The organism is Verrucomicrobiota bacterium (genome assembly GCA_039027815.1).
In the GTDB taxonomy this organism is placed as follows: Bacteria; Verrucomicrobiota; Verrucomicrobiia; order Verrucomicrobiales; family JBCCJK01; genus JBCCJK01.
The window spans coordinates 133,543-160,391 of the sequence record JBCCJK010000001.1 but is presented as its reverse complement, the minus strand read 5'-3'; the positions used below and the strand labels follow the sequence as shown (position 1 = coordinate 160,391).

Sequence of the window (26,849 nt, the reverse complement as noted above, 5' to 3'; positions counted from 1 at the left end):
TTCATGAGCCGCCGCCTCATACGCGTGCAGGAACTCCTCAAGCGGGAGATCAGCGCTGTCATTTCCAAAGAGTTTGTCTTCGATGACGTGCTCGTGACCATCAATGGGATCGAAATCACCCCCGATCTCAAGGAGGCCAAGGTCTTCGTAGGCGCGGTCGGCAATCCCCGCTTCCAAGAGCAAGCGGTGGAGAAGCTGAATGCCAAACACGGCTTGATCCAGAGTCGCGTCAGCAAACGAGTTCATCTGCGAAACACCCCGGTTCTTCGATTCATCCTGGATCACGCGGTCGAGCGCGGCGTTCGCATTCTCAATCTGATCGACTCCTTGGATGAGCTTCCCACGGCCCCGCAGGAAGAGAGCGATCCCGAAGACCTCTCGGCCGAACAGAAATGAGGGCAGAATTCCCGGAAATCGCCCGCGTTCTCCGCGAGGCCCCTCGCATTGCCGTGGTCAGCCACGCCCGACCGGACGGAGATGCGCTCGGTTCGACCTTGGCCTTGGGCTACTCTTTGCAAGCCGAGGGAAGAGAGGTCCTCATGCTGAATGAAGATGGTGTCCCCGAACACCTGGCTTACCTCCCGGGGGCCTCAGCCGTCGCCTCGCCCTCCCAAACGGTTCAAAAGGTCGAGGGAGAAGCGGTGGTGGTGGCCTTGGATTGCGCCAATCGCTCGCGGCTGGGCGAAGGTTGCCTGCAAGCGCTGTCCGCTGCGACCTTTTGGATTAATCTCGACCATCACATCAGCAATGAAGGCTATGGAGACCTCGTTTGCCTAGCCAGTGATCTGCCAGCCACCGGTCAACTCCTCTACGAGTTTCTGACCTCGCAAAATTTCCCCATCCCGCCGGAGACCCGCGATGGACTCTTCGTAGCCATCTCCACCGATACCGGGTCCTTTCAATACAGCTCCACCAATGCGGAGACCTTTCGCTTGGTGGCTGATCTGTTGGATCGCGGGTTGGATGTAGGGGAACTCAATCGTCTGACCTACCACAATCATCCGCAGCGAAAAATCGCTCTCCTGAAGGAGCTTTTGCAAGTCTACCAGCTGCGGGCCGGGGGTCGCTTGGCCACGACCTGGGCCACCGGCGAGCTGAAATCCCGATTGGGCCTCCTGCCAGGGGATACCGAAGACGCGCTTCTGCCGCTGCGAGCGATCGATAGCGTGGTGGTGGCGGTCTTCTTTGAAGAGCTGCCCTCGGGAGAGATCCGAGTGAGCGCCCGTTCGAAGTCCCCCCGGGTGGATGTCTGCGCTCTCTGTCACCAATTTGGCGGCGGCGGTCATGCCCTCGCGGCGGGCGCGCGACTCCCCGGACCCCTCGAAACCGCCCGCGAAGCTTTCCTCAACGCTACAGAAAACGTGATCCATGCAGCCCACCTCGACCATTGACGGAGTTCTCCTGGTAGACAAACGCGGGGGGATGACCTCCCATGACGTCGTCGCCATCGCTCGCCGGTGCCTCGGCATCAAAAAAATCGGGCATTGCGGCACCCTGGACCCCATGGCCACCGGCCTGCTCATCTTGGTGGTGGGTCGGGGCACGAAAATCCAGGATCTCCTGATGGCGGAAGACAAAGTCTATGAGGGAGAACTCACGCTCGGCACCACCACCAGTACTCAAGACAAGGAAGGCGAAGAGCTGGAGCGCAAGGACGTCCCCCCGCTCGCGGACGAGCAGATCAAAGAAGTCTTCGACCGCTTCACGGGAGACTTCGAGCAGATCCCGCCCATGGTCTCCGCCATCAAAAAAGATGGCGTCCCTCTCTACAAGCTGGCGCGCAAGGGCAAAGAAGTGAAGCGCGACCCTCGCCCGGTCAAGGTGCACGAGTACGAGATCCTCCGAAGCGCCCCGCCTCAGATTGGATTCCGGGTCCACTGCAGCAAGGGATTCTATGTCCGGACCTACGCCCACGATATCGGGCAAGCCCTTGGCTGTGGAGCCCACCTCAGCGCGCTGCGCCGCACCAAATCGGGGCGCTTCGACCTGGCGCGGGCCGTGACCGCGGACGAGCTGAAAGAAGGCCCGCGTGAGGGAGTGCTGCAAAAACTCCTCTCCCTACCGGAAGTGTCCTACATTCGGGGTGCGTAGACAAGCTGGGCATGCTGACCGCGAGCGACATGAGCGAATTGAGTTCCTTGCCGGAACCGCTCCATCTCGCCATCGGCGTTTTCGATGGAATTCACCGAGGGCACCAGGCCTTGCTCGCCAGAGCCTTGCAGTCTGCCCAGGAAGGGGGTTCGGCGGTGGCGGTCTCCTTCGACCCTCACCCCATCGAAGTCCTGCGCCCCGGAAGCGCTCCCCGCACCCTAACCGCCCAGCGCCACAAGCAGCACCTGCTCGAAGACTTCGGGATGGATGGCTTTCTTGTCCTGCCCTTTACGGCTGCCTTCGCTTGTTTGGAGGCACCCGCTTTCATTGAAAGGCTGCTGGGGCAGGCGCGCGTCGCCGAAATGATCGTGGGTCGTGATTGGTGTTTTGGCCGCGCCCGGAGTGGGAACGTGGAAGTGCTCGCAAAACTCGGCCAAGAGCGGGGCTTCGCGGTCGCCGTGATCGAGCCGGTCCTGCATGGGGGCGAGCGCGTGAGCAGCACCCGCGTGCGGGAAGCCGTCTTGCGCGGAAGTCTGGAGGAGGCCGCGGCCATGCTGGGGCGGCCTTACAGCGTCTCCGGCCAAGTCATCCGGGGCAAGCAAGTCGGCCGAACCATCGGCTACCCCACGGCCAACCTGGGATTGCGCAACACCCAGCTGCCGCCGACCGGCGTCTACGCTGTGCGGGCCAAAGCTTGGGGGCAGTGGTGGCCGGGGATGGCGAATTTGGGTCACCGCCCCACCGTCGAACCTTCCAACGAAGGCGGGGAACGCTTGCTGGAGACCCATCTCTTCGACTTTGAAGGCGATCTCTATGGGACGGATATGGAGATCGCCTTCCTCGATTTCCTGCGAGGGGAGCAAAAGTTCGCAGGCGTGGCAGCGCTCAGGGAGCAGATCCGACTGGATGAAAAAAAGGCGCGGGCGGTCTTGGCCACCTCCTTCACTCGGTAGGCCTTTCGCCACCATGGCCACCATGGCCACCATGGCACGAGGCCTCCTCCGGCGAGCCTTCTTTGGTCAGCGTCATGACGCATTCGAGGTGCTTGGTTTGAGGGAAGAGATCGAAGGGTTGGACTCTTTGCAGGTGGTAGCCGTTTTCTAAGAACAGCTTCAGATCCCGCATTTGGGTGGCGGGGTTGCAACTGACGTAGACCACTCGGGAGGGTCCGTAAGCGAAAAGCTGCACCAGAAATTCGGGGGTGCTGCCTTTTCGGGGCGGATCGATCAGGATGGTGGTGCGTTCGGGCGGGGTGCCCACCTGGGCGAAGATGGCGGCGGCATCGCCCGCTTGAAAACGACAGTGGGCCAGACCATTTCGGAGGGCGTTGGCCTGGGCTCGCTCCACGGCGGTTTCGCTAATTTCAATGCCCAAGACGCTTTCAAAGTGCCGGGCGCAAGCGATCGCGAACAAGCCACTCCCACAGAAGGCGTCGATCAGGTGAGTGGCACCTCCGGTTTTGGCTTCCTGGGCGGCGTAGCGGGTGAAGGCCGGCAGGATGAAGGGATTGTTTTGGAAAAAATCCCCGGCCAGGAAGCGGAAGCGAAGACCGTCGACCGTTTCTTCGATTTCCTGGTTGGGGTCGTTTTCGACTCCCTTGTCCGCCGCGCGGAGGAGAAGCGTGGCCCCCTTTCTCCGCTTGGTTTCCTGTTGGCGCGTGTGCGCGCGCAGCGATGGGAGAGCTTGGTTGATGGCGGGGACGGCGATGTGGCAGTGGGCGACGTCCACGATTTGATGCCGCGTCCCCGCCCGAAGGAAGCCGATGGGGCCGATGCGGCTCTCGCGGGGTTTGGCGAAGTGCGGGGTGAGCTTGGAACGGTAGCCGTAGGGCTGTGGCGAGGGCACGGGGGGCTCGACTGGGAATTCCAAGCCGACCATGTGACGGAGGAGTTCCTCGACCTGCCGTCGCTTCCAGCGGAGCTGCGTTTCGTAGGCCAGATGCTGGTAATTGCAGCCTCCGCAAGTGCCGAAAAGGGGGCAGCGGGGGTCGATACGGTCGGGAGAGGGGTCGAGGACTTCGAGGAGGTCGGCCTCGGAGTGGTTTTTGTGATTGCGGAAGATCCGCAAGCGAACTCGCTCGCCCGGGAGGGCAAAGGGGACAAAGACGACCCAGCCATCGATCCGGGCCACGCCTTGGGCCAGATTGGTGAGCGACTCAATGGTCGCTTCCAGCTCCTGGTGGTAGGAGAAGGGTTCAGGCCGAAAGGATTTGGGAGGTCGCCGCTTCATGCAGGGAGAGAAAACGCCAAAGTGCACTCTCGCTTGCAACGAGCCGAAATGCAAAAACGCCGCCGGGACTTCCCGACGACGTTTTTGACAACCAATGAACAACGAAAAGACTTCGGCCCGGTAGCTTCAGGCAGCGTGGACTGCGGCCCGGCGCTCCCCGCGGCGCGAAAAATAGCGGTGACTCAGCCGGACGGAGGGATCCTCCTCAGGAAGAATGCGATCGCGACAGAATTCAAAAGCCTGGCTGGCCTCGCTCACCCATTGGCCAAGGAGATTCTTGACGAAGGGGGGCAGAGCGGGCGGGAATTTGAGCGCTGAGGCCAAGCGAACCTGACAAGACTCGAGGGCCAGGTCCATCTCGCGAGTGCGGGGCATTTGGATCTCCCGGGAGTCGAGAAAGTCCATCGTGCGATCAAAGGGCTCGGAGAACACGGCCTCTTCCTCGCTTTCGTGGGGAAGGGCGTGGATGTAGTCGGCGTTGGAAGAAATGAATTGCGTCAGGTCGAGGAATTGATCGTTCTCGTGGAGATCGCCCGAAGTGATGTGGAGAACCGTCAAGTGCGTATCGAGCTCCTCAAGAAGGTCGAACACCTCAAAGGCTTCGATGTAACCGATGAGGGCCTCGATTTCCGAGGGAGTCACGAAGAGGAGAGTGACTGCCCCTTGGTCGAGGAAGCGGACCAAGTCCGAACCGGTCGGCGCGTCCGCCAGGTCCCAAAAGTGATCGGCTTCTTCGAATTCTTCGTTCAGGCTAACCAGGACGGGGTCCTGCCGTTCTTGTTCCAGCAGATGCTGGAGCAACGTGGGGAGCGCGGTGCCTAGGCGTGAATCACCTGGTGCGCAGACAAGGAGCAGCTTTTTCATGGAGCAACAATGGAGTTGTTACATTTTCCATAAAAAGGGAAACCCAGTATAAATGCAATCAAAATTATGGAAATTATTCAAGTTTTTATAATTTTAGGCAAATTTCCCAAGAATTTGGTTCAATGGGCGAGCGCTTGGAGGCCATTTGGCCAACGGTGGCTTTGGCGAATGGCCTGGGTGAGATAGGATTTTGCTTGGCGAGCCGCTTCCGGAAGTTCGGCGCCTTGGGCGAGCGCTGCGCAGAGGGCGGCCGAGTAGGTGCAGCCGGTGCCGTGGGTGCTGACGTCGGTCAGGCGGGGCGCGGTCAGGGCTTGGCGGCGTCCTTCGCTCACCAGCAGATCGAAGGCCTCTTCGCTTTCGTCCAAGTGGCCGCCTTTGAGAAGCACTGCGGTTTGGAAGCGCACGGCCAGCTCGTGGCAGGCGCTCTCCATGTCGGCCCGGCTCTGGATCGGACGAGCGAGAAGGTGGCTGGCCTCGTCCAGATTGGGCGTGAGGCAGGTGGCCAGGGGGAGGATTCGTTGCGCGAGGTAGTCCACGGCCTCTGGCTCGATCAGAGGATCTCCGGTGGAGGCGATCATGACGGGGTCCACGATGAGGGGTGGCGGGGAGTCGCCCAAAGCGTCCGCGACCGCTTCCATGTGCGCGGCCGAAAAGAGCATCCCGGTCTTGAGGGCCGCCACCGGATAGGAGCGGAGCAGGAGGGAGACCTGGCTCGCCAGCATGCCTGGGGAAACCGCCTCCACTGCGGCCACTTCCCGGGGGGTTTCGGATACGACGCAGGTGAGGGCTGAGAGACCGAAAGTCCGGAAGGCGGAGAAGGTTTTCAGGTCTGCCTGAATGCCGGCCCCGGCCGAGCAATCCGAACCGGCGATGGTCAGGCAGACGGGCGTGTTTTCGGTAAAGTGAGGCTCCATGGCTTTGCTGCTTGCGGGGGTCTGTGGCCTTTCCTACGTTGAAGGGATGTCGGTCGCGATCAAAGAATTGCCAGAGCTGAAGGTCTTTGTGCGGGATGTGGTCTACATGCCGAATTTGGATGCACCGGAAGATCGCCCCCATCCTTTCGTCTACTACATCTCGATCAAAAACGAGAGCCAAGGCCCTCTCCGGATCCGAGGGCGGAAGTGGGTCGTGACGGACCTGGAGGGGAACACGACGGTGGTGGAGGGCGAAGGGGTGGTCAGCCAGCAACCCAACATCGAGCCGGAGCAGGAGTTTTCCTACAATAGCTACCATGTGATTGGCTGCGATAGCTTCGCCGAAGGAGCGTTTTTCGCGGAACAGCCCGACGGCCAGGTGGTCTTCACCCGCATTCCCCGCTTCGAGATGAAGGTGCCCCAGTGGGCCTGATCAGCGGGTGGATGGTTTCGATTCTTCGAAGTGGGCGCGCCAGTGCTCGAGGCGTTCTTTGATGCGCTTTTCGAGACCGTTTTCTCCCGGGTGGTAGTAGCGGCGGCCCTCAGGTAGGTAGCTTTGTGGGAGGAAATCGCCTGGGTGGTCGTGAGAGTTTTGGTAGCGGAGTTTCTCTTCGGGGACGCCGCTGGCTTGGGCGAGCTTCTTGCGGGTGGCAGTCCGCAGATGCTCTGGAACGGCCAAGGTGCGGCCTTGCTCTACGTCTCGGGTGGCGGCCCCGAGGGCGGCATAGGCGGTGTTGCTTTTGGGCGCGGTGGCGAGGTAGACGGTGGCGTGGGCCAGGGGGATGCGGCCTTCCGGCATGCCGAGGAACTCGAGGGCTTGGTGAGCGTCCATGGCCACGCGCAGGGCTGCGGAGTCGGCCAGGCCGATGTCCTCGCTGGCTGCGATGACGAGGCGCCGGGAGACGAAGCGTGGGTCTTCGCCGGCGTGGAGCATTTTCGCCAGCCAGTAGAGCGCGGCATCGGGATCAGAGCCGCGGATGCTCTTGATGAAGGCACTGATGGTGTCGTGGTGGGCATCGCCATCGCCATCGTAGACGATGGCTTTTTTCTGAATGGACTCCTCGGCAATTTCCAGGGTCAGGCGCACCACGCCACCGGTGGCGGGGGTGGTTTGGACGGCCAGTTCCAGAGAGTTGAGCGCCTTGCGCACGTCCCCGTCCGAGAGTTTCGCCAGATGGGAGAGAGCCGCTTCCTCGGCCGTGATTTTTAAGCGACCGTAGCCTTTGGCCGGGTCTTGGAGAGCCCGTTCGAGAAGCTTCTTGAGGGCTTCTTCGGCCACAGGCTCCAGCGAGAAAATTTGGGAGCGTGAGACGAGCGGGGAGTTGAGGTAAAAGTAGGGATTGTGGGTGGTGGCACCGATGAACCGGACAGTGCCGCGCTCAATGTGAGGGAGCAGGACGTCTTGCTGCGCTTTGTTGAAGCGGTGGATTTCATCGATAAAGAGGAGGGTGCTTTGGTCCCGAAGCCGCTGAAGAGAGCGAGCGGCTTCGATAGTATCGCGGATGTCGGCCACATTCGACTCGACGCCGTTGAGGGAGACGAAGCGTGAGTCGGTCTGGTGGGCGATGACGGTGGCGAGCGTGGTCTTGCCGGTGCCGGGCGGGCCGTAGAGGATGAGGGAGGTGAATTGATCCGCCTGAATGGCGCGGTGGAGCAGCTTGCCCTCGGCCAGGAGGTGTTCCTGGCCGATGACTTCTTCCAAGCGCGTCGGGCGCATGCGAGCGGCTAGCGGGAGAGCTTCGCTAGCGGTCGGATGAGAATCGCTCCGGGGCGCTCTTTTGGGAAAGAGGTCGTCCATTTTTAGGACTGCGAGGAGAGCCACGCTTGGTAGCCGCCGACCAGGTGGGTGACCGGCGAGAAGCCTTGGTCGAGCAGAAGCCGCCCGGCCTGGGCGCTGCGGCCGCCTTTCTGGCAGTGGAGGTAGACGGGACGTTGGCGGTCGATTTCTCCCAAGCGCTGCAGGAGCTGGGAGAGGGGAAGCAAGCGGGCGCCGGGAATGTGGCCTTGGAGGAATTCCCTCTCTTCGCGCACATCGATGAGCTGGAGAGTGGGATCAAGCTTTTGCTGGGTTTCCAGTTCTTCCGGGCTGAGTTCTCCCAAGCCGAGGGCGCAGGGAAGCTGGACGGCTTGGAGTCGCTTGAGGGTGGGCGCTTCTCCACAAAGAGGGCAGGAGGGGTCGGCCCGGAGGGCGAGGGTCCGGAACTTCATGGTGCTGGCATCAAAGTGCAGCAAGCGACCCCGCAAGGAATCTCCGAGGCCGGTCAGCCACTTGATGGCTTCCAAGGCTTGGAGGGAACCGATGATGCCCGGGAGCACCCCCAAGACGCCCCCTTCAGCACAATTTGGGACCGACCCTTCCTCTGGCGGCTCGGGGAAGAGGCAGCGGTAGCAGGGCCCGCCGCGGTGAGGGTCAAAGAGAGAAACCGAGCCCTCGAAGCGGAAGACACTCCCGTAGACATTCGGTTTTCCGGCGAAAAAGGCAGCGTCGTTGGAGAGGTATCGGGTGGGGAAGTTGTCGGTGCCGTCGAGCAAAAGGTCGTAGTCGCTCAAGAGCTCAGCCGCATTCTCTACCGTGAAGGGAATGGCGTGCGTTTTCACTTCCACGTGGGGATTGATGGCGCGGAGCTGCCGAGCCGCCGAATCGGTCTTGCGCTGACCCAGGTCATTCTCCCCATGAAGGGGCTGCCGGTGCAAATTGCTGCGCTCCACCTGATCTGGATCCACGATCCCCAGCGTGCCGACTCCGGCAGCTGCGAGGTAGGTCAGGGCAGGACAGCCTAGCCCCCCGGCCCCAATGCAGAGGACGCGGGCCGAACGCAAGGCCTCTTGGCCGGCCTCTCCAAATCCGGGGAGAGAGGTCTGGCGGAGGTAGCGCTCGCGCTCGGCTTCCGAGAGAGGAATCTCCGTGAAGGTTTCTGGGGGAGGCAGCGTCCTCATGACGGGAATAATCTCTCTTTTCCTGGCTTCCCGTCCAAGCGAAAATCCCAAGGGGGTGACAATTCCTGAGAATTTTCGTATTCTTATTTACCATGCTTTCTCTTCTCTGGACCAATTTGCTGCGACTCGGGGTGCCCGTGGGGGCCGTCTGGGTCATCGCGCAGTCAGAGTGGGGAGGCCAGCGGCCGGAGCTCCCCCCTTTTGAGCCTGGGGAATTTTCCTTCATCGAGATCGAGGACCGGCTGCCGAGCTGGCCCGCTGCGACCCAGGAGGAAGTCCAAGAGGTGACTCCCGCGGGCGAGGTTTCCCCTGAGCGACTTGCCAGTTCGGGCGAGGTGGGAACCGTGGAGCATCTCTTGGAGAATTGCGTGGCCCTCAGCCAGCGTGATCTCGACTACATTTTCGGCTCGAGCGATCCGGACGGGGGTGGACTGGATTGCTCCGGAACCATTCTCTGGCTGCTGCGAGAGGAGGGGATTGGCTCGGTTCCTCGGCAATCGAACTTCCAATGGGAGTGGCTCAAGCAGGCCGGGCGCTTGCAGGAAAAAGGAGAGTTTCCCAATCCGCGGGCGGCTCTCGCAGCGATGGAGCCCGGCGATCTCTTGTTTTGGCGGAATACCTACGACACGGGAGTCGAGGATCGGATTTCCCATGTCATGATCTACGTCGGACAAGATCCCGAGTCAGAAAAGCACTATATGTTCGGGGCCAGGAGTGGTCGCCTGAGCGGCCTCTCCGGAGCCCAGGTCGACTTTTTCGAATTCCGTTGGCCGAAGAACCAGAACGAGAAGTTTGCCGGGTTCGGGACCGTTCCCGGCCTCCAGCCGCTCTTGCGAGAGAACGCGACCCTGGATCAGCTTTTGGCCTTATACCAACCGACCGGATAAACTGGTAGAACGGAAGTTTAGAAGGAGATTAGGAAAGGCGCTGACGCGCAGAGGAGAGAGGGCCGGTGCTTTTCGGGTCAGTCCCGCGTCGCTCCCAGCGGGCGATTTCAAAGTCGGCTGTTTCTTGAAGGATTTCGGTTTTTGCGAAGCGGTCTTGGTAGGAGGGAAACCAGGTGTCGCCCCGATATTCCTCTTTCACATGCGTGATGAGCAGCTCGCGGCAGTGTTGGAGGAGTTGGGAATAGAGTTCCGCGCCGCCGATCAGGAAGAGGCGCTCTTCCGGGCGGATCGGGGGGAGCTGGCTGAGCTGGTGAAGGACCTCCACCCCAGGGGCGCTCCAAGTTGGGTCTCGGGTGAGGACGAGGTTTCGTCGCTTGGGCAGGGGCCGACCAATGCTGTCGAAGGTTTTGCGCCCCATGAGAAGGGCGTGGCCGCTGGTGGTGCGTTTGAAAAACTTGAGGTCCTCCGGCAAGTGCCAGGGAAGCTGCCCTTTGGCCCCGATCAGTCTCTGCGGGTCCATGGCCACGATGGCGGTCAGCACGGGTTTCATTCCTCGTCCTGGGGTGGCTCGGTTGGGGCGATGGGGGGAGCCACTTCTTTCTCCAGCTCCGCGAAGGAGGTTTGAATGTAGAGCGGTCCATGTCCCAGGTTTTCCAAGAGGGCAGCGTAGTGTTGCTGCGCCACGTCCAGCAGAGGGTGCCGCTTGTTTTCCTGGAGGCTTCGGCGCATCAAGATCAAGAGGTGGCGCTTGCTGAGGGTGGCGGCTTCCCCGTAGCGCTCTTGGACTTCATAGAGGGCGGCCAGGTTATTGAGGTCTCGTGCGATCCGGGGGTCGTTCTCCGGCAGCCTGCTTTCATCGATCTGGAGAGCCCGCTGGTAGATTTGTTCGGCCTCTTTGAACCGCCCCTCCCGCTTCAAGGCCACTCCCAAAAGATTCAATTCGGTCGCCAGTTGGGGATGGTTTGAACCAAAAAGGGTCTCGACGCTGGTGGCGAGCCTCTCTAGGAGGAGAATGGCTTCGGCGCGACGCTCGGCCTGCAAGAGAAAGCGTGCCAGCTGGCGAAGGGCCTCGTCTTCCCGCCAGGAGCCGAGAGGAGAGGCCCGCTGGAGGGCGAGTCGGAGGTGCTTTTCCGGCTCCTCCGAGGGATCGATCTCGCTCGGCAGGAGGGCGGCCAGCGAATGCAGTTCCGCTAAGAGGGGAGAGTCTGGCAGGCCAGCGGCTGCCTCCAAGGCGGAGCGAAGGGATTCGGCGAGCGCTTCCATTTGGCCTTGGTAACGCGCTGCCTGCGCCAACAAAAGGTGGGCCCGAAATTGGGTCTTTTGGGGGAGACCTTTTCGGGCGAGCAAAGAGCGTGCGTGAGAGGTGGCGTCCGGGAAGCGCCCCCGGGAAAGTTGCAGCCGCACGAGGGCGAGTTTCGCGAAGTGCCCGGGCTCGGCCAGTTCGGCGGCCGTTTGAAGCTGAGTTTCGGCCTGCGCCAAGTCTCCGGTATGCCAAAGGAGGAGACCAAGCGGCAGGCGCGGCTCGGGGTGAGCAGGATGCTGCCGGACGACTCCCTGCAAGTAGTCGATGGCAGCTTGCCACTCCCCCCGGCCCGCCATGGCTTCGCTCTTGGCCACTTTCCAAGAGAGGGGGGCCAGCTCGATCGGCGCCGGGTTTTCCCAAGGGTTGGGCAGACCGGCCAGCAGTTCGAGGGGGGCTTGCCTCGCTGGATGCCTGAGCCATTCCTGCAAGAGTCGCAAGCCGTGACGGTTGGCGACTTGTTGGCTACGTAGCGAGGGCTCGTGCGAGAGTTCCTCCCATTGGTGGGAGGAGAGGTCGTGAGCCAGTTGGGAGCGGACGGCCGAGGGTTGGAGCGGTTGCTTGGTGGGTGCCGGTGGCTTTCGTTTTTTGAGGAAGGTGTTTCCCTCTTGAAGGGGGTCGAGAAGGCCAAAGGCGATGCCACCGAGAGCCACGAATCCCAGGAGACTGGCCAAAAATAGCCTCACTCGAAAGCGACGCACCCGGGCCGCGCGAGGAAAGTGGAGGGACGAGGTGGCTTTCTTGAGGGCGAGGGTGAGTTCGTCGAACGAGGCGATTTCCGGGCTGTCCGGGTCGGCTTTTGGGAGGCGTTCTCGAAGGAGGGAGGAGGGGGGGGAAGGGCTGCTTTCCTGCGTTGCTGCTTGCGCTTCCGGGGGGGAGTCGAAGGGGAAGGTCGGGGCGCAGAGAAGGCTGAGGGTTGGGCGATCCAGTTGGCGCGCCGAGTGGTAGAGGGCCTCCACGGTCGAAGGGCAATCGGAGGGCGACTCGGAGGGCGAATCCCCCTGGGAAAAGCCGACCAACTGGAGAAAGAGGTCGGCGGAGGCGATCTTAGGCTGAAAGTCTTCCAAGACACCTTCCACGGAGACGCCCTCGGGAAAGTCGAGAGTCTCGATGACGTCGGCTCCCAGATCTTGGAGCTCCAACTTGGCATGCTGGAGGGCGCTGGCCAGCTCCCGCTTGACGCCAGAAAGAAGGATCCGAGGGCGTGTCGATCGCTGTCCCATGCGCTTCAAACGGAGACTTCGGCCTTGATGTGAGGCCACGGTGCGTAGTCGATCAGCTGGAAATCCTGGAAGACGAATTCATCCAGTTCTCGGCGGGCGGGATGGAGGTGCATTTTCGGGAGCGGGCGTGGCTCGCGCGTGAGCTGCAAGCGTGCCTGCTCCAAGTGATTGTTGTAGAGGTGGAGGTCTCCAAAGGTGTGCACGAAATGCCCAGGCTGGAGATGGCAGACCTGAGCCAGCATGAGCGTGAGGAGGGAGTAGGAGGCGATGTTGAAAGGCACGCCGAGGAAGAGGTCGGCGCTTCGTTGGTAGAGCTGGCAGGAGAGGCGGCCCTCGGTCACGTGAAACTGGAAGAGGCAGTGGCAGGGGGGAAGAGCCATCCGGGGGACGTCCGCGATGTTCCAAGCACAGACGAGGTGGCGTCGGGAATGGGGGTCGTTTCGGAGGGAGTCGACCAAGAGGGCGATCTGGTCGATGGGCCCCTCCGGCGAGGGCCAAGAGCGCCACTGGTGTCCGTAAACTGGCCCGAGATTCCCCTCCTCATCCGCCCATTCGTCCCAAATGCGGACCCCGTGTTCTTTCAGGTAAGCGATGTTGGTATCGCCTTTTAGAAACCAAAGCAGTTCGTAAATGATGGAGCGGAGGTGGAGTTTTTTGGTCGTGAGGCAGGGAAATCCCTCCGCCAGGTCGTAGCGAGCTTGCGCTCCGAAGACGGAGAGGGTGCCGGTGCCGGTGCGATCCGTCTTGGAAGCGCCGTTCTCGAGGACGTGACGGAGAAGGTCGAGGTATTGGATCATGAGGGCTCCTGGGGAAGCGACTTGCGGGCCTCGGCGCTGGTGACGTCGTCTTCGGTTCGAAGAACCTTGTCCGGTCCGGGAGAGATGACACGAAAGTCGGGCTGGATTTCAAAGGGCGAACTCCAGGGATCAATGGCGCGACCCTTTTCGTCGAGCTGAAAGCGGAGGCGCTCTTCGAGGTAGTTGGTCTGCATGGGGTTGTCGCCCAAGAGGACTTCGAAGATCCGCTGGTTTTCAGTGCTGGAAAGCGGGCCATGCTCTTGATTGTGCTCCGCGAGGGCGTCTTCGAGCGACATGCAGTAGGCGGAGGCGATGCTGATGCGGGCGCTGGGATAGACCCGGAAGTAGTAGAAGAGAAGGCCGACCAAGGTGGCCGAACTAATCAGGGCCGTGGCGGTCAGGCATCCTCGGTTCATGGTTGGGATCAGAATAGACCGTCGCGCCAGAGGTGCAAGGATGGGCCGATGGAAGGAATGGCGATGGTGACTTGCCCCAGCTGCTTCGAGAGCTTTGAGGTTCTCCTGCCGCCTTTGGAAGAACAACCATCGGACGTGGACTACGACTGCGAGGTCTGCTGTCGGCCCATGCGCATCGTCTTCCAAGAGAATGAGGGCCAGGCCCGCAGCTTGGATGAAATGTGAGCCTTGGGATCCGTTTGAATCTAGGGCCCAGCTCGGCCACCTTGCCTCATGACCCGGTTTCGTCCCTGCATCGACCTGCACGAGGGCAAGGTGAAGCAGATCGTCGGGGGCACCTTGCGCGATGGCTCGGAGGCGCCCGAGACCAATTTTGTTTCCGAGCAAGCGGCGGCCGATTTCGCCCAGCGCTACCGTGCGGATGATCTCCGAGGGGGGCACCTCATTCAACTGGGCCCGGGGAATCACGAGGCGGCCGTGGCCGCTCTCGCGGCCTGGCCCGGGGGCTTGCAGTTGGGAGGTGGGGTGACCAGGGAGAACGCTGGTGCCTGGCTGGAGGCGGGGGCCGAGAAGGTCATCGTGACCTCTTGGCTTTTTTCGCCTGAGGGAAGCTTTTTGCCGGAGCGGCTGGAGTCGATTTCCCAAGAAGTGGGTCGCGAGCGCCTGGTGGTGGACCTGAGCTGCCGACGGGTCGAGGGCGGCTGGCGAGTGGCCAAGGACCGCTGGCAGACGCTCACGGATTTGCCCGTCAATGGGTCGGTCCTGCGGGAATTGGCTTCGGCCTGCAGCGAGTTTCTGGTGCACGCCGCCGATGTGGAGGGTCGGTGCCAAGGAGTGGAGGAGGACTTGGTGGCCCAGCTGGGAGAGTGGTGCGAGGGCCCGGTCACCTACGCGGGTGGGGCGCGCTCGCTCGAGGATTTGAGACGGGTCGAGGAGCTGAGTGGTGGGAGGGTCGACCTCACCATCGGGAGCGCACTCGATCTTTTCGGTGGGAGCGGGGCCCGTTACCTCGATTGCCTGGCTTGGAACCGCCGTTCTCCCCAAAGTTAGACGTTGCCGGTGAAGGGTTCAGGCCTAGTCTGCGTCTGCAATTCCATGAGCATCTTTCTTAGATGGTGTCTGGCTTGGAGCCTGGGATGGTCCGCGAGCGTGACGACGGCCCAAGAGAGCTACGTGGTGATGGAGCACCACTCGGGGAAAATTTTCTACGAGAGCCACGCCGAGAAAAAACGCCCGGTCGCCAGTCTAACCAAGGTGGCGACCGCCATGGTGGTGTTGGATTGGGCCGCCGCCACGCGGGTGGATCTGGGGCTGAAGATCCCGGTCCAACCGATTGTGCTCCAGGTGGCAGCCGTCAATCCTTTGGGACTCCGGCCGGGGGACCGCATTTCCCTGCGAGACCTGCTCTACTCCGCTCTTCTCGGTTCGGACAATGTGGCCGCGAATGCCTTGGCGCACTACGTGGGTACCGCCATCCAGCGGGCGCGCGGGCGAGGGGGCGACCCCATCGGGACTTTCGTCGACGAGATGAACAATTTGGCCGAGGTCCTCGGGATGTCCGACACCCGCTTTGGCAATCCGCATGGGCTGGATGATCGAGGGAAAGGGCGCTCGACCGCCATCGATCTGGCCAAGCTGACGGTCTACGGCCTGAAGCAGCCAGCTTTTGGGTTCATGGTGAAGCAGAGGGAGCGAACGATTTCCGTCGAACGCGGCGGGGAACTGAGTCAGTTCCGCGTGGAAAGCACCAATCAACTGCTGGGCCAACAGGAGATCGACGGCGTGAAAACGGGCCTCACTCGCGCGGCCGGGCAATGCCTGATCGTGAGCGCTCCCCGGGAGACCCAAGCTCTTGAGATGCCGGATGGGAGGAAGTTGCTCATCCCGGGGAGGATGCATGTGATCGTGCTGGGAAGCCCGGATCGCTTTCGACAGTCGGCCGCCCTCTTGGCGCAAGGCTGGGCCGCCTTTGACGCGTGGCAGCGGGCGGGGCGCTTGACCCCTCCGCGTGAATTGCTCAAAAATCGCTGAGCGCGGGTTCTTCCAGCAAGACAGGTTCGCTCAGGGCGAGCGCACGCTGCCGGGCGAGGTCGAGCTCCCTCTGGAAGCGCCAAGACCATTCATAGAAGGCTTGGCGGAGCTGGTCCCAGGTGAGCGAAGAGCCGCGACGATTGGCGAGAGGCTGGGTGTCGATGAGGGCAAAATGCTGGAGGCCGCTCCGGGAGTCGAGCACTTCGAGCTCGATGCGGAGCTGGCTGAGGTCGAGAAGACTGTCTCGCACCGGGAGGCGGCCGGGGGCGGGGGCGCTCCCGAGTGGGCTGAGGCCGCGCAGTCCGGCCAGGGCGGCGCGGACTTGGAGGACCTCCGGGCCGGGGCGGGTGGCGATCCGGAATTTGCGAGAGAGTTCCTTTCGGAGCGCTTGCTTAAAGGAGCGACTGATCTCGTAGGCGTCCTCGCCTTTTAGGCCGGGGAAAGGGGAGCCGGGGTCAGGCAGCAGGAGGACGTCCTCGATCAGAAGCTGGGTGAACGAGGAAAAATCTGCTTGAGGGGATTCGGCGGTCCAGAGCCCGGGTTCTCGGGCGGAGGGGGTGAGTCCGTCCGCTCGACTGAGGAAATCGGAGCGCCCGCGGTCACTCGTCACGCATCCAGCCAGGGCGTGGGCCAGCGCAAGAAGTCCGAGAGGGAGCAGGCGGTGGGAAGACATGACCAGGCCCCTGGAGTAAGCGTCCCGCGAGGGCTTGACAAGCAGCAAAGCGTTCCGGGCTAAGGGAGCTGGAAAGGGCCCCAGATAGAAAACACGACGAGCGTTTGAATTCCTGAAAAATGGCCTCACTATGCCCGCGATTGGTCGCCAATTGCTTAGGGGGCCTTCCACAGCAGCAACAGAATCATGAGAATCGGAATCTTGAACAGTGGGGGCGATTGCCCGGGTCTGAATGCGGTCATTCATGGAGTGGTGGGGGCTGCGACCAAGCTTGGCTGGGAGGTGGTTGGGTTTCGGGAGGGCTTCGAGGGGCTGCTGCCTCCGGGGGATTTCATGAAGCTGGATCCGGCTCGGACCAAGGGGATCATGAAGCTGGGGGGCACCATTTTGGGAACCACCAACAAGGGCAATTTTGCAGCCAAGCTCGGCAAGGGGGATATCGCCGAGGTGCCGCAGGAGGTCATTGATCGGGCCAAGGTCACCATGGACCACATGGGAATCGGCGCGCTGATCGTGGTCGGCGGAGATGGCTCCCTCACGACCGGACTGCAACTCTACCGATTGGGATGGCCCATCATCGGGGTGCCCAAGACGATCGACAACGACATCTCGGCCACGGCCATCACTTTTGGATTCGATTCGGCGGTCGCTTGCGTGGTGGATGGGCTGGATCGCTTGCACACCACGGCCGCCAGCCACAAACGAGTGATGGTGCTGGAAGTCATGGGACGGCATGCCGGCTGGATCGCCCTCTGGGGCGGGATCGCGGGCGGGGCGGACGTCATCCTGCTGCCAGAGATTCCCTTTCACTTCGAGGAAGTCGCCAATGCGGTCCGGGAGCGAGATGCCCGCGGGGAGCATGAGACCCTGGTGGTGGTGGCCGAGGGAGCCAAGATTCCCGATGGCGATATCATGTCGATCGACGCCAACGAAGGGGGCGAGGTGCGTTTGGGCGGCATCGGCGCGCTCGTGGCTAAGGAAATCGAGGCCCGCACCGGCAAGGAGACCCGCACCTGCACGCTCGGTCACCTCCAACGAGGGGGCGCGCCCACCGCTCTCGATCGGATTCTCGGCGTGCGCTTCGGCGTGCAGGCGGTGGAACTGATCAAGGAAGGGAATTTCGGCCGGATGGTCAGCTACCAGTCCTACCATGTGGACTCGGTGCCGATCGAGGAGGCGGTCAACCAAATCCGGACGGTCCAGCCGGACAGCGAAGTGGTGGGGGCCGCAAGAGGCATTGGCATCAGCTTCGGAGACAAGTAAGGTGTCGGCATGAAGGTCGATCCACTGCTGGAGCTGCTTCAGAAAAACGCCAAGCTTTCCCACGAGGAACTCGCCTCTCTCACCAATCGTGGTTTGGAAGACGTGCGGGCAGCCATCGCGGCCTGGGAGGCAGATGGGACGATCCAGGGTTACCACGCCATTGTGGACCCGGAGGCCGCGGGCGACCACGATGTGACTGCTTTGATCGAGGTCAAGTTGACCCCGGAGCGGGGAGGGGGCTTCGATCGGCTGGCGGCGCGGATCGCCAAGTTCAACCAGGTCCGAGACTGTGTCCTCATGAGTGGAGGCTACGATTTGGCGGTCACGGTCAAGGATCGCGATCTCAAGGAGGTGGCCCGCTTCGTCTCCGAGAAGCTGAGCACCCTGGAAGGCGTGGTTTCCACCGTGACCCACTTCCAGCTCAAGCCCTACAAGATGAATGGCTTTTACTTTGGAGACGAGGGTTCGCCCGATCGTTTGCCGGTCACGCCGTAACCTCTCTTTGTTGTGAGCGATCTGACCACCACCGCCCCGACCCCAGCCCCGTCCCGACCGCGTTCCCGGATCGCGGATCAGGTGGCGGCCATTCCGCGGTCCGGCATTCGCGATTTTTTTGAGCTGGTCCAAGGCCGGCCCGATGTCATCTCGTTGGGTGTGGGGGAGCCCGACTACGCGGCCCCTTGGCATATCCGGGAAGCGGCCATTTTTTCCCTGGAAAAGGGCCAAACCAGCTACACCTCCAATTTGGGCATGCCCAGGCTGCGGGACGCCATCGCGGGTTACGTGGAGGAGAAGTTCGACGTGAGCTACTCGGGAGGAACGGAGGTCATCGTCACGGTGGGGGTGTCCGAAGCGCTCGATCTGGCTTGCCGGGCCTTGCTCAACCCGGGGGATGAAGTGCTCTACCACGAGCCTTGCTATGTTTCCTACAGTCCGAGCGTGGCCCTGGCTTATGGCGTTCCCATTTCCGTGCCGACGGTGCCGGAGGAGGGCTTCCCGGTGAAAGCGGACGAGGTGGCCAAGCGGATCACGCCCCGGTCTCGCATCCTCATGCTGAACTTTCCGACCAATCCAACGGGGGGCGTGCAGCCTTTGGCCGAGTTGAAGAAATTGGCGGCCCTGGCGATCGAACACGATCTCATCGTGATCACGGACGAGATCTACAGCGAACTCCGCTACCATGAGGAGGCCCATGTCAGCATCGCTTCCCTCCCCGGGATGCGGGAGCGGACCATTCTGCTGCACGGCTTCTCCAAAGCCTTTGCCATGACGGGTTTCCGCTTGGGCTATGCCTGCGCCCCGCAGGACTTGATCGAGGCCATGATGAAGATCCACCAGTATGCCATGCTCTGCGCGCCGATCACCAGCCAGGCGGCCGCTCTCGAAGCGCTGGAGAACGGTGCGGGCCCCGTCGAGGCCATGCGGCAGGATTACGGACGACGTCGCGATCTCATCGTGAAAGGCCTCAACCAAGCGGGCCTCCCTTGCTTCGAGCCCGGGGGAGCCTTTTATGCCTTTCCTGACATCCGACCGACGGGCCTCTCTAGTCACGAATTTGCCACCCGTCTGGTGCAGGAAGAGTCCGTGGCCGCCGTGCCCGGGAGCGCCTTTGGCGAGACCGGGGAGGGCTTTTTGCGCTGTTGCTACGCCACCGACCCCAAGCTTTTGGAAAAGGCGCTCTTGGGGATTCGTCGTTTCGTGGATCGCTTGGGCTGAGGCCTCGCTGGCAGGTATGGCTCTCGCGACAAGACTGCAAGCGCTCCAGCGAAATGTGACCTGGGCGCACGTCGTCCCGCTCTTTCTCTTTCTGGTGCTGCTGGTGCCTTTGGAGTGGATCAAGCTGGATCACCCGGACGAGCCTTGGTGGCGACGCTTCCCCGAGCACTGGCTGTATCCTGTGCAATCGCTCCTCTGTTTTGGCTTGGTCCTCTTTTGGTCGGGCCGCTACCAAATGCGGCCTTGGCGAGGTTTTGGGGTGGCCACGCTGACCGCGGTCCTAGGCATCGTCATTTGGGTCCTGCCCTGCGAACTCTTTACTCGCCAAGGGTGGGGGGGCGAGGAGACCTGGCTTTACTGGCTGGGCTTTCGAGAACGCTTGGAGGGCTTTGACCCGTATGAGGTCACATGGAGTGGGCTGACAATCGCACTTCGCTTTTTCCGCATGGTGGTGGTGGTGGCCTTGATCGAAGAGATTTTCTGGCGGGGGTTTCTCATGCGCTTTCTCATCGCTCCCGACAAGCCCTTCACCGAGGTCCCTTTTGGGAGCTACCATCCACTTTCTTTCGGCCTGACGGTGGGACTCTTCGCTCTGGCGCACTCTCCGCCGGATTACTTCGGGGCGCTCGGCTATGGCACCCTCGCTTGTCTGACCTGCTATTGGACCAAGAGTCTGGCAGCCTGCATTTGGATGCACGCGGTGGCAAATTTGGCTCTCGGTCTCTACGTCATGCAGACCGGGCACTACGGTTTTTGGTAAGCACTTCTCTATGAAAATCGGACTTCTCCAAGTCAATACCACGGTGGGCGCGATGGAAGCCAACGCGGAACTGCTCCTGCGCGAGTATCGTGTGGCCTGTCAAGAGGGGGCCGAATTGGTTCTCGCTCCCGAGCTGGCTCTCAATGGCTACCCGCCGCGCGATCTCATCTCGCGAGGAGGCTTTTTGGAGGCCACGCGGGAAGCCCTCCGCGACTTGGCGGAGCAGGTGGGGGAGGTCCCTCTCCTGGTAGGGCATATCGAGGAGGCGTGCCAGGGGAGTGGACCCAAGCATCTCAATGCCGTCTCGTGGTTGGAGGCAGGCGCGATCCGGAAACAAACCCACAAGACCCGCTTGCCGAATTACGATGTCTTCGATGAGCAACGCTATTTCCGCCCGCTCGAGGCAGCCGAGATCTGGGAGATGGCTGGTTGCCAGGTGGGGGTGACCATTTGTGAGGACATTTGGACGGAGGATTTTCTGCCTGCCCCCCTCTACGACCGGGATCCGGCGGCGGAGCTGGTGGCGGCTGGGGCGGAGATCATTCTCAATCTGAGTGCCTCTCCCTACCATGCCACGAAGAATCGGGAGCGGGAAGCCATGCTCAGCTCGGTCGCGAAACAGCATGGTCGGCCCGTGGTCTACTGCAATCTCGTGGGGGGAAACGATGAGCTGGTTTTCGATGGCCATTCCCTAGCCTTGGATGGAGCGGGGGAGGTCATGGCGCGCTTGCCCGGTTTCCAAGAGGCGACCGAAGTGATCGATCTAGCTGGTCCCAAGGCGGAGGCAGCCGCCGAACGTCTGGTGCCGGCCGATGTCTTCCAAGCCCTGGTCTTAGGGGTGCGGGATTACGTCCGAAAGTGCGGCTTCAAAACAGTCGTCCTCGGCCTGAGCGGAGGAATCGATTCCGCGCTCACGGCGGTGGTGGCCGCCGAGGCGGTGGGGCCGCAGAACGTCCTGGGAGTGCTCATGCCGAGCGAGTTTTCCTCCCGAGGCAGCCTGGAGGACGCCGAGGCCTTGGTAAAAAGTCTCGGGATCGCTTCCCACACCGTTCCCATCAAGAAGATGAACAAGGTGGTGCGGGATTCCCTCAAAGGTGTGTTCGAGGGGCAGGGCGAAGACACCACCGAAGAGAACATTCAATCCCGGCTCCGCGGCCTGACGCTCATGGCGGTCTCCAACAAGTTGGGGCACCTTCTGCTGACCACCGGCAACAAGAGCGAGTTGGCGGTAGGGTATTGCACCATTTACGGCGATATGTGCGGTGGTCTGGCGGTCATCAGCGATGTGCCCAAGACGCTGGTTTTTGAGATGGCCCGCTGGGTCAATCGGGACTGCGAAATCATTCCCTGGAGCACGATCGACAAACCGCCCAGCGCGGAACTTCGACCCAACCAAACCGACCAGGACACGCTTCCTCCCTACGAGATTCTCGATGAGATTCTGGAATGGCTGGTGGAGCAACAGGCCTCCGTCGCCCAGACGGTCGAGGCCGGGTTGGAGGAAGAGTTGGTCCGGTGGGTGGCTCGGAAGGTGGAGCAAAACGAGTGGAAGCGACGGCAGGCGGCGCCCGGTCTCCGGGTGACGAGTAAGGCCTTTGGGATGGGGCGTCGCATTCCCCTGGCCCAGCGCTTCGGGCGGGAGGCGAGTTCGGCTGCTTGAGGGTTCAGGCTCGGGTTTCGGGTGAGGAGAGGAAAGGCAGACTTTTTTGCTAGGATTTTCGCCGGAGGCGCGTGAGTCTTGGGCTGGCTTTGAGACGCGCTTTTTTCATGGAGAATTCCGACCGCTTTTTCCTGTTTTTCTTTGGGCTGGCGAGCCTGGCGCTCGGCTTCAGTGAGAGCCGCGGGGCGCCGGAACCGTGGATGGTGCCCTTGGTTTACAGCACGGAGGACCTCGCTCCGGTGATTTCCTATGATGTGACGGCCTCGCCCTATTCGGCGGACCGTCATGGAAAGCGAGACAGCACGGCCGCTTTCCAACGAGCGCTCGAGGACGCCGAGCAAAGCGGAGGGACGGTCTACGCGCCAGCGGGGCGCTACCGAATCGATGGGACGCTCACGGTCCCGATGGGCGTGACCCTGCGAGGCGATTTCAAGGAACCGACGCCCGAGGAGGCCCGGGTGCTCGGCACGGTTTTACTGGCCTTCGCCGGACGGGGCAGTGTCGAGGGCCCTCCCTTTATTTCGATCGAGCAAGGAGGGGTGCGGGACTTGAGTGTCATTTACCCCGAGCAAACGGTCACCGACATTCAGCCCTACCCGACTTGCGTCCACCTGGTGGGCAATGCGGCTGTCAAAAATCTCAACTTGGTGAATGCCTACCGCGGCATCTTGACCGGTTCTTTCTCCACGGTCTTGAATGTCTATGGTTCGCCGCTCGATATCGGCGTCACCATGCTGAAGGCGGCCGCGGTCCCTCGATGCAGCCAGATTTCGCTCTCGCCGCGCTATTGGGCTGAGTCAGGCTTTCCGGGCGCGCCTTCGGCCAAGGCTCTGAGGGCGGCGCTGCAAGAAAGGGACGCGCACGCCATTCAGTTGAACCGGCAAGACGCTGGAATTTTCATCGATGTGGAGATCGAGGGCTACCCCACTGCGGTCAAAGTCATGCCGCCTCACGGGTGGACCTACTGGCATGACATCCGGGTGCGCGATGTCGAGGTGGGATTCCATTTTGTAGGCGGTTCCCATCAACGCGTCAGTATGACCGGGAGTCAGATTCAGGCGAGGCGGGCGGGCATTTTGATGCAGATGGACCAGAGCGGTTGGGAGGAGAGCTGGAATCGTCACAGCAAAAGCGGCAAGGCCTATGGAACCGAAGGAGACTTGGCGGAGCTGCGACTCTTTGGCTGTCGCTTCGCCGGGGAGGGCAGCAGCATTTTGCTGGATGGTTCCTTCAAACAGCGCATCAACATCCAGGAGTGCCGCTTTGAGCAGTGGGGGGACTCGGCCGAGGATTTTGCCATTGCGGTCGAGAAGGGGGTGGCGGTTGTCTACGATTCCGTCTTTGCCCAGCGCGCCAGGCACCTTCGCTTTGCGGGCGAGGCGGGTCGGCTGGTGATGGTGGGCAATGAATTTGCCGGGAGGCCGGATCTCGAGGTGGCGCAGAGCGTGGAGACCGAGTTGGATCACCGTGCTTTTCGTGAGACCACTCGCACGATTCGCCCCTTGCAGCCGGTGCCGCCCACCTTTCCGGCGCGGACCGATCCGCAGTCTCTCTACGTGGTGACGGCCTCTCCCTTCCATGCCCCCCGGGATGGGACGCGCGATGCCACCCAGGCCATCCAGGCAGCCCTGCTCCAAGCGGGGCGCGATGGAGGGGGCACCGTGTATTTGCCGCAGGGACGCTATCGGGTCACGGCCCATTTGAAGGTGCCGCCGGGGGTGGAGTTGCGGGGGGTCAATGACACCATGCCGAGGGGTGGCCAGGTGCGCACGATGCTGATTGCCGATCTCCCGGAGGATCGCGGCCAGCCGGATCATCCACCCTTCCTCAGTCTTTATTCTTCCGAAGAGTTGGGAGGCTCGGGTGTGAGCGGACTGGCCATCTGGTATCTCCACCAAGACTACCAGGACGTGCAGCCTTTTCCCTGGACCATCCGCGGCTTCGGGCCGGGCTGTTGGGTGCGGCGCTTGTATCTGGGGAATGTCTACAACGGAGTCGATTTCGCGACCCATAATAGCGATCGCCACGTCCTCTCTCGCGTGAACGGCTCGGCTCTCCACATCGCTTTTATGGTGGGGAATTCTCGGACCATTGGCTGGATCGACAACTGCCACATCCGGCCTCAGGATTGGGCGCTCAGCACGGCGGACGACCTCACCCTGGAATACCCTGGGCCCGGCAAACCCACCAAGCGGGACATCTTCCGAGGAACCGAGCACAGCCTCATCCCAAATCTGCGCGGGCGGGGGGCCATCACCATCGGAAGTGGTGCCAATGAGCAAATCACGGGCTTTTTCACCAATGGGAGCACGCGGGCCCTCGACTTCATCGATCACAATGGCACCGGCGGCGGCAATGCCGACATCCTCATCGGCGGGAGCGAAGCCGGTTGGGGCGGTTGGATCAAGGCCCTGGGAGACCGCGGGGCGACCTTTGTGAACTTCAGCGTCAATCCCATGAGCCGTTTGCCCTACGTGCTCCCGGAAGACATTCCGGAAGGCAATCTTCCCAAGGGCCTGGTCCTGCGGGTCGATGAGAGTGTCTCCACCGCTTCCGCCGTGAATTTGATCATCTCCAAATTCTACGCTCGGGGAGAAGTGGAATCGGGCTTTGAGATTCATGGTGGTTCGGTCTCCTTCAAGCAGATCGAGCAAGAGCACGACTACCGTGGCCCCACGGTGCAAGTCCAGGGAGGTCGATTTAGCCAGCGAAACACCGAGATGGGTGCGATCGATGAAAGCCCCTGAGCCACTTTCCGTGATCCTTCCTCGCTTATGAAACCCTCCTCTTCTTTCTCCTATGCCTTGGTGGCCCTCCTTCTCTTGGGGAGCGTTCTCCTTCCAGAGAGTTCCGCCGAAGAGCGGCCTCCCAACATCGTTTTCATGTTCGCCGATGATCTGGGGTATGGCGATTTGTCCTCCTACGGCCACCCCTACGCCAAAACTCCCCATCTCGATCGCCTGGCGGCTGAGGGAACCAGCTTCATGCAGCATTATGTGACGGGCGTGACCTGCAACCCGAGCCGGACCGGCCTCATGACAGGCATCTACCCGGCCCGTTTTCCCAAATACGCCGCGGTCTATGGCTTCGGTGAACGTCCGACCATCACCAGCCTCTTGCAGGAACGCGGCTACCGCACGGGCCACTTTGGGAAATGGCACATTGGTCCCAGGTCGCGCGAAATGGACGGCCTCTACGGGATTGATACGGTGCGGGTGAAGGGCGCCACTCGGGAAGACCCCGCAGGCCGGGATGCCGGACTCTTCGCGGAGGCCATCGACTTCATTCAAGAGAACGCGGAAGGCCCTTTTTACGTCAACATCTGGGCCCACAGCACCCATTTTCCGGTCCATGTGCTGCCGGAGCTGGCCAGCCAATTCATCGAGGTCAAAGTGAAGCGCTCGGATTTCTCAGAGCCGATGCAGCAGAAGTTTGATGAGTGCCTCCAAATCGGAGGGGAGTTGGATGCTTCCATGCACCAGTATCTGGGAGACGTCTATGCCCTCGATCTCAATGTGGGGCGGGTCATGACGACGCTGGAGGAGCTAGGAATCGCCGACCACACCATCGTGGTTTTCTCGAGCGACCACGGTCCCGCGCCCGTCATTTTGGGGGGTGGCTTGGGGCACCGGAAGTATTCCAACAACATGCTGGGCTATGCCGGCATTCTGCGAGGCTCGAAGCACAATCTCTTTGAAGGCGGCGTGCGGGTGCCCTTCATCATTCGTTGGCCCGGTCAGGTCCCGGCGGGTCGGATCGACGAGGAAAGTGTCACTTCTTTCATCGACTGGTTGCCCACCCTCTGCGCCATCGCCGGGGTCAAGGAGCTGCCCTCCGATTTGGATGGTCTCGATGTCTCGGACATCTGGAGGGGCGAGAGCCAAAAGCGGACGACCCCACTCTTCTGGAAAGCCAGTGCCGCCAACTCCACCCCCTCCATGCGGGAGGGCAAGTGGAAGCTGCACCTGCCCTTGCGAAACCGGAAGGAGGCGGAGCTGTATGATCTCAGCCAGGATCCGGCAGAAAGCCACAACTTGGCCGCGCGCGAGCCGGAAGTGCTCGCTCAACTGAGCGCCAAGTTGCTCGCGTGGAATGAGGAGCTGCCGCAGGCCTACGACAAAGGCCAGGCTGATCGGGAAAAGAAGTGACTTTGCCTTTCGGAAACGCTCCTTTTTAGAAGAAAGGATTGTGGGCTTTTTCTTGGGCCACGGTCGTGACCGGCCCGTGGCCTGGACAGAGGAGCGTGTCATCCGGGAGGCTGAAAATCTCCCTCCGGACTCCGGAGAGAAGCTTCCCGTAATGGTCGAGAGGCGCTCCGAGTGATCCGGCATAAAGAGCGTCGCCCACCAGAGCGACTGGCCTGGCCAATCCCGCCACCACCAAGGTCACTCCATCGGGACTGTGGCCGGGCGTGGAACGGATTTCGATCTCCAAGGTTCCTAGCGAGTAGACCTGATCCCGCCGGAGAGCTGCGCTCTTTCGCACAGACGGTTCGCCTTCGGGTCCAAGCAAACGCCTCAGACCGGTCGCAGCGCCAATCCGATCGACTTCGCTGGTGTGATCTGGATGGACGGTGTGGGTGAAGGCGAGCGCTTGGAGGTAGACCGCTTGCTCTTCCACAAACTGAAGAAGTTCGGAGGCGTCCGTTCCCGTATCAATGACCCAGCCTTCCTTGGTCACGGGGCAGTGAACCAGCCAGGCGTTCACGGTCCAGGCGCGAAAAGGGGAGACGAATTGGTGCAGTCCTGGTATCGCAGGCACGGAGGGAGGTCGCCACTGCTGGCAGGCCGCTTCCTGGAGTTTCTTGGGGTGGAGCGAAAGTCGCTCCGCCACTCTCTCCCAAAGCGGGAAGAGCAGGGGGCTGGGGGAAGAAAAAGCGGCGCGGAAGCCTTCGGGATCTTGTCCCAGCTCCCCAGCGAGTCGCTCCCAGCTCAGCTCGTGACCACGAAGGGCCTTGGCCACCACGTCAGAAAACTCGTCCTCCAAGGGCAGAGCCGGGTAGGTGGAGGGGGCCTCTTTCACGGGGGTAGGAGGGTGGTGGGAAAGAGCCGTTCTAACAAAAAAGGCAGAAATTATGAAAATTCTGGA

Annotated in this window: 27 protein-coding genes; 16 read left to right on the top strand and 11 right to left on the bottom strand. The window is 61.7% G+C overall.

Annotation, left to right across the window (positions count from 1 at the left end):
• Positions 1-3 precede the first annotated feature (3 nt).
• The 4 genes from rbfA to AAF555_00725 are packed head-to-tail and all read left to right on the top strand — an operon-like array spanning position 4 to position 3,044.
• Positions 4-396: a 30S ribosome-binding factor RbfA gene (rbfA, locus tag AAF555_00740; protein MEM6910084.1), complete on the top strand. Its 393-nt coding sequence runs from the start codon at positions 4-6 to the stop codon at positions 394-396.
• On the top strand, positions 393-1,391 hold the full coding sequence (locus AAF555_00735) for a DHH family phosphoesterase (protein MEM6910083.1): 999 nt from the start codon (positions 393-395) through the stop codon (positions 1,389-1,391). The genes rbfA and AAF555_00735 overlap by 4 nt, the downstream gene beginning before the upstream one ends.
• Positions 1,369-2,091 (top strand): tRNA pseudouridine(55) synthase TruB, encoded by a 723-nt coding sequence (gene truB, locus AAF555_00730; GenBank protein MEM6910082.1) that lies wholly within the window; start codon positions 1,369-1,371, stop codon positions 2,089-2,091. The genes AAF555_00735 and truB overlap by 23 nt, the downstream gene beginning before the upstream one ends.
• An 11-nt stretch (positions 2,092-2,102) precedes the next feature.
• Complete coding sequence (locus AAF555_00725) at positions 2,103-3,044, top strand: bifunctional riboflavin kinase/FAD synthetase (protein ID MEM6910081.1); 942 nt, start codon at positions 2,103-2,105, stop codon at positions 3,042-3,044.
• On the opposite strand, the gene AAF555_00720 is transcribed toward AAF555_00725, so the two are convergent.
• From AAF555_00720 to thiD, 3 genes are all read right to left on the bottom strand, one after another.
• Positions 3,034-4,320 (bottom strand): class I SAM-dependent RNA methyltransferase, encoded by a 1,287-nt coding sequence (locus AAF555_00720; protein ID MEM6910080.1) that lies wholly within the window; start codon positions 4,318-4,320, stop codon positions 3,034-3,036. The genes AAF555_00725 and AAF555_00720 overlap by 11 nt on opposite strands.
• Positions 4,321-4,446: 126 nt before the next feature.
• The gene (locus AAF555_00715) at positions 4,447-5,184 is read right to left on the bottom strand and encodes a hypothetical protein (GenBank protein ID MEM6910079.1); all 738 of its coding nucleotides are present in this window, start codon (positions 5,182-5,184) and stop codon (positions 4,447-4,449) included.
• Positions 5,185-5,303: 119 nt separating this feature from the next.
• Positions 5,304-6,098, bottom strand: a complete 795-nt coding sequence (gene thiD / locus AAF555_00710; GenBank protein ID MEM6910078.1) for a bifunctional hydroxymethylpyrimidine kinase/phosphomethylpyrimidine kinase — start codon at positions 6,096-6,098, stop codon at positions 5,304-5,306.
• A 46-nt stretch (positions 6,099-6,144) separates the two neighbouring features.
• Here thiD and AAF555_00705 point away from each other — a divergent pair, with 46 nt between their 5' ends.
• Positions 6,145-6,531 (top strand): ApaG domain, encoded by a 387-nt coding sequence (locus AAF555_00705; protein MEM6910077.1) that lies wholly within the window; start codon positions 6,145-6,147, stop codon positions 6,529-6,531.
• Here the strand turns inward: AAF555_00705 and AAF555_00700 are convergent, their stop codons facing one another.
• Both AAF555_00700 and moeB read right to left on the bottom strand, forming a co-directional pair.
• The gene (locus AAF555_00700) at positions 6,532-7,920 is read right to left on the bottom strand and encodes a replication-associated recombination protein A (protein MEM6910076.1); all 1,389 of its coding nucleotides are present in this window, start codon (positions 7,918-7,920) and stop codon (positions 6,532-6,534) included.
• Positions 7,899-9,035, bottom strand: a complete 1,137-nt coding sequence (gene moeB / locus AAF555_00695) for a molybdopterin-synthase adenylyltransferase MoeB (GenBank protein ID MEM6910075.1) — start codon at positions 9,033-9,035, stop codon at positions 7,899-7,901. Before moeB ends, AAF555_00700 begins: the two co-directional genes overlap by 22 nt.
• 92 nt (positions 9,036-9,127) lie before the next feature.
• Here moeB and AAF555_00690 point away from each other — a divergent pair, with 92 nt between their 5' ends.
• Positions 9,128-9,922, top strand: a complete 795-nt coding sequence (locus AAF555_00690; protein MEM6910074.1) for an NlpC/P60 family protein — start codon at positions 9,128-9,130, stop codon at positions 9,920-9,922.
• Positions 9,923-9,950: 28 nt separating this feature from the next.
• Here AAF555_00690 and AAF555_00685 read toward each other — a convergent pair whose 3' ends face one another.
• From AAF555_00685 to AAF555_00670, 4 genes are read right to left on the bottom strand one after another with little or no spacing between them, the layout of a single operon-like run.
• Positions 9,951-10,472 (bottom strand): dihydrofolate reductase, encoded by a 522-nt coding sequence (locus AAF555_00685; protein ID MEM6910073.1) that lies wholly within the window; start codon positions 10,470-10,472, stop codon positions 9,951-9,953.
• Complete coding sequence (locus AAF555_00680) at positions 10,469-12,445, bottom strand: tetratricopeptide repeat protein (protein MEM6910072.1); 1,977 nt, start codon at positions 12,443-12,445, stop codon at positions 10,469-10,471. Before AAF555_00680 ends, AAF555_00685 begins: the two co-directional genes overlap by 4 nt.
• 5 nt (positions 12,446-12,450) lie before the next feature.
• Complete coding sequence (locus AAF555_00675) at positions 12,451-13,242, bottom strand: thymidylate synthase (GenBank protein MEM6910071.1); 792 nt, start codon at positions 13,240-13,242, stop codon at positions 12,451-12,453.
• Positions 13,239-13,658 (bottom strand): hypothetical protein, encoded by a 420-nt coding sequence (locus tag AAF555_00670; protein MEM6910070.1) that lies wholly within the window; start codon positions 13,656-13,658, stop codon positions 13,239-13,241. The genes AAF555_00675 and AAF555_00670 overlap by 4 nt, the downstream gene beginning before the upstream one ends.
• A gap of 57 nt (positions 13,659-13,715) precedes the next feature.
• Between AAF555_00670 and AAF555_00665 the strand changes: the two genes are divergently transcribed.
• Genes AAF555_00665 through AAF555_00655 form a run of 3 tightly spaced genes read left to right on the top strand, consistent with a single transcriptional unit; the run spans position 13,716 to position 15,689 of the window.
• Positions 13,716-13,883, top strand: coding sequence for a CPXCG motif-containing cysteine-rich protein (locus AAF555_00665; GenBank protein MEM6910069.1), 168 nt, complete (start codon positions 13,716-13,718; stop codon positions 13,881-13,883).
• A gap of 48 nt (positions 13,884-13,931) precedes the next feature.
• Entirely contained in the window at positions 13,932-14,708 is a 777-nt protein-coding gene (gene hisA, locus AAF555_00660; protein MEM6910068.1) for a phosphoribosylformimino-5-aminoimidazole carboxamide ribotide isomerase, read from the top strand.
• Between the two features lie 45 nt (positions 14,709-14,753).
• Positions 14,754-15,689, top strand: a complete 936-nt coding sequence (locus tag AAF555_00655) for a serine hydrolase (protein MEM6910067.1) — start codon at positions 14,754-14,756, stop codon at positions 15,687-15,689.
• Here the strand turns inward: AAF555_00655 and AAF555_00650 are convergent.
• A complete protein-coding gene (locus AAF555_00650; protein ID MEM6910066.1) occupies positions 15,676-16,362 on the bottom strand; it encodes a DUF3313 family protein in 687 nt (228 codons plus the stop codon). The genes AAF555_00655 and AAF555_00650 overlap by 14 nt on opposite strands.
• A gap of 186 nt (positions 16,363-16,548) precedes the next feature.
• On the opposite strand from AAF555_00650, the gene AAF555_00645 reads away from it, so the two are divergent.
• The 7 genes from AAF555_00645 (at position 16,549) to AAF555_00615 (ending at position 25,909) form a co-directional block, all read left to right on the top strand.
• Complete coding sequence (locus AAF555_00645) at positions 16,549-17,625, top strand: ATP-dependent 6-phosphofructokinase (GenBank protein ID MEM6910065.1); 1,077 nt, start codon at positions 16,549-16,551, stop codon at positions 17,623-17,625.
• Between the two features lie 9 nt (positions 17,626-17,634).
• Positions 17,635-18,120: an Lrp/AsnC family transcriptional regulator gene (locus AAF555_00640; protein ID MEM6910064.1), complete on the top strand. Its 486-nt coding sequence runs from the start codon at positions 17,635-17,637 to the stop codon at positions 18,118-18,120.
• A gap of 12 nt (positions 18,121-18,132) precedes the next feature.
• Complete coding sequence (locus AAF555_00635; GenBank protein ID MEM6910063.1) at positions 18,133-19,341, top strand: aminotransferase class I/II-fold pyridoxal phosphate-dependent enzyme; 1,209 nt, start codon at positions 18,133-18,135, stop codon at positions 19,339-19,341.
• 16 nt (positions 19,342-19,357) lie between these two features.
• The gene (locus AAF555_00630) at positions 19,358-20,101 is read left to right on the top strand and encodes a CAAX prenyl protease-related protein (protein ID MEM6910062.1); all 744 of its coding nucleotides are present in this window, start codon (positions 19,358-19,360) and stop codon (positions 20,099-20,101) included.
• 10 nt (positions 20,102-20,111) lie between these two features.
• The gene (locus tag AAF555_00625; protein MEM6910061.1) at positions 20,112-21,761 is read left to right on the top strand and encodes an NAD+ synthase; all 1,650 of its coding nucleotides are present in this window, start codon (positions 20,112-20,114) and stop codon (positions 21,759-21,761) included.
• Positions 21,762-21,868: 107 nt separating this feature from the next.
• Complete coding sequence (locus AAF555_00620; protein MEM6910060.1) at positions 21,869-24,508, top strand: glycosyl hydrolase family 28-related protein; 2,640 nt, start codon at positions 21,869-21,871, stop codon at positions 24,506-24,508.
• 27 nt (positions 24,509-24,535) lie between these two features.
• The gene (locus tag AAF555_00615) at positions 24,536-25,909 is read left to right on the top strand and encodes a sulfatase-like hydrolase/transferase (GenBank protein ID MEM6910059.1); all 1,374 of its coding nucleotides are present in this window, start codon (positions 24,536-24,538) and stop codon (positions 25,907-25,909) included.
• Positions 25,910-25,934: 25 nt separating this feature from the next.
• On the opposite strand, the gene AAF555_00610 is transcribed toward AAF555_00615, so the two are convergent.
• Entirely contained in the window at positions 25,935-26,783 is an 849-nt protein-coding gene (locus tag AAF555_00610; protein MEM6910058.1) for an MBL fold metallo-hydrolase, read from the bottom strand.
• Between the last annotated feature and the right edge of the window lie 66 nt (positions 26,784-26,849).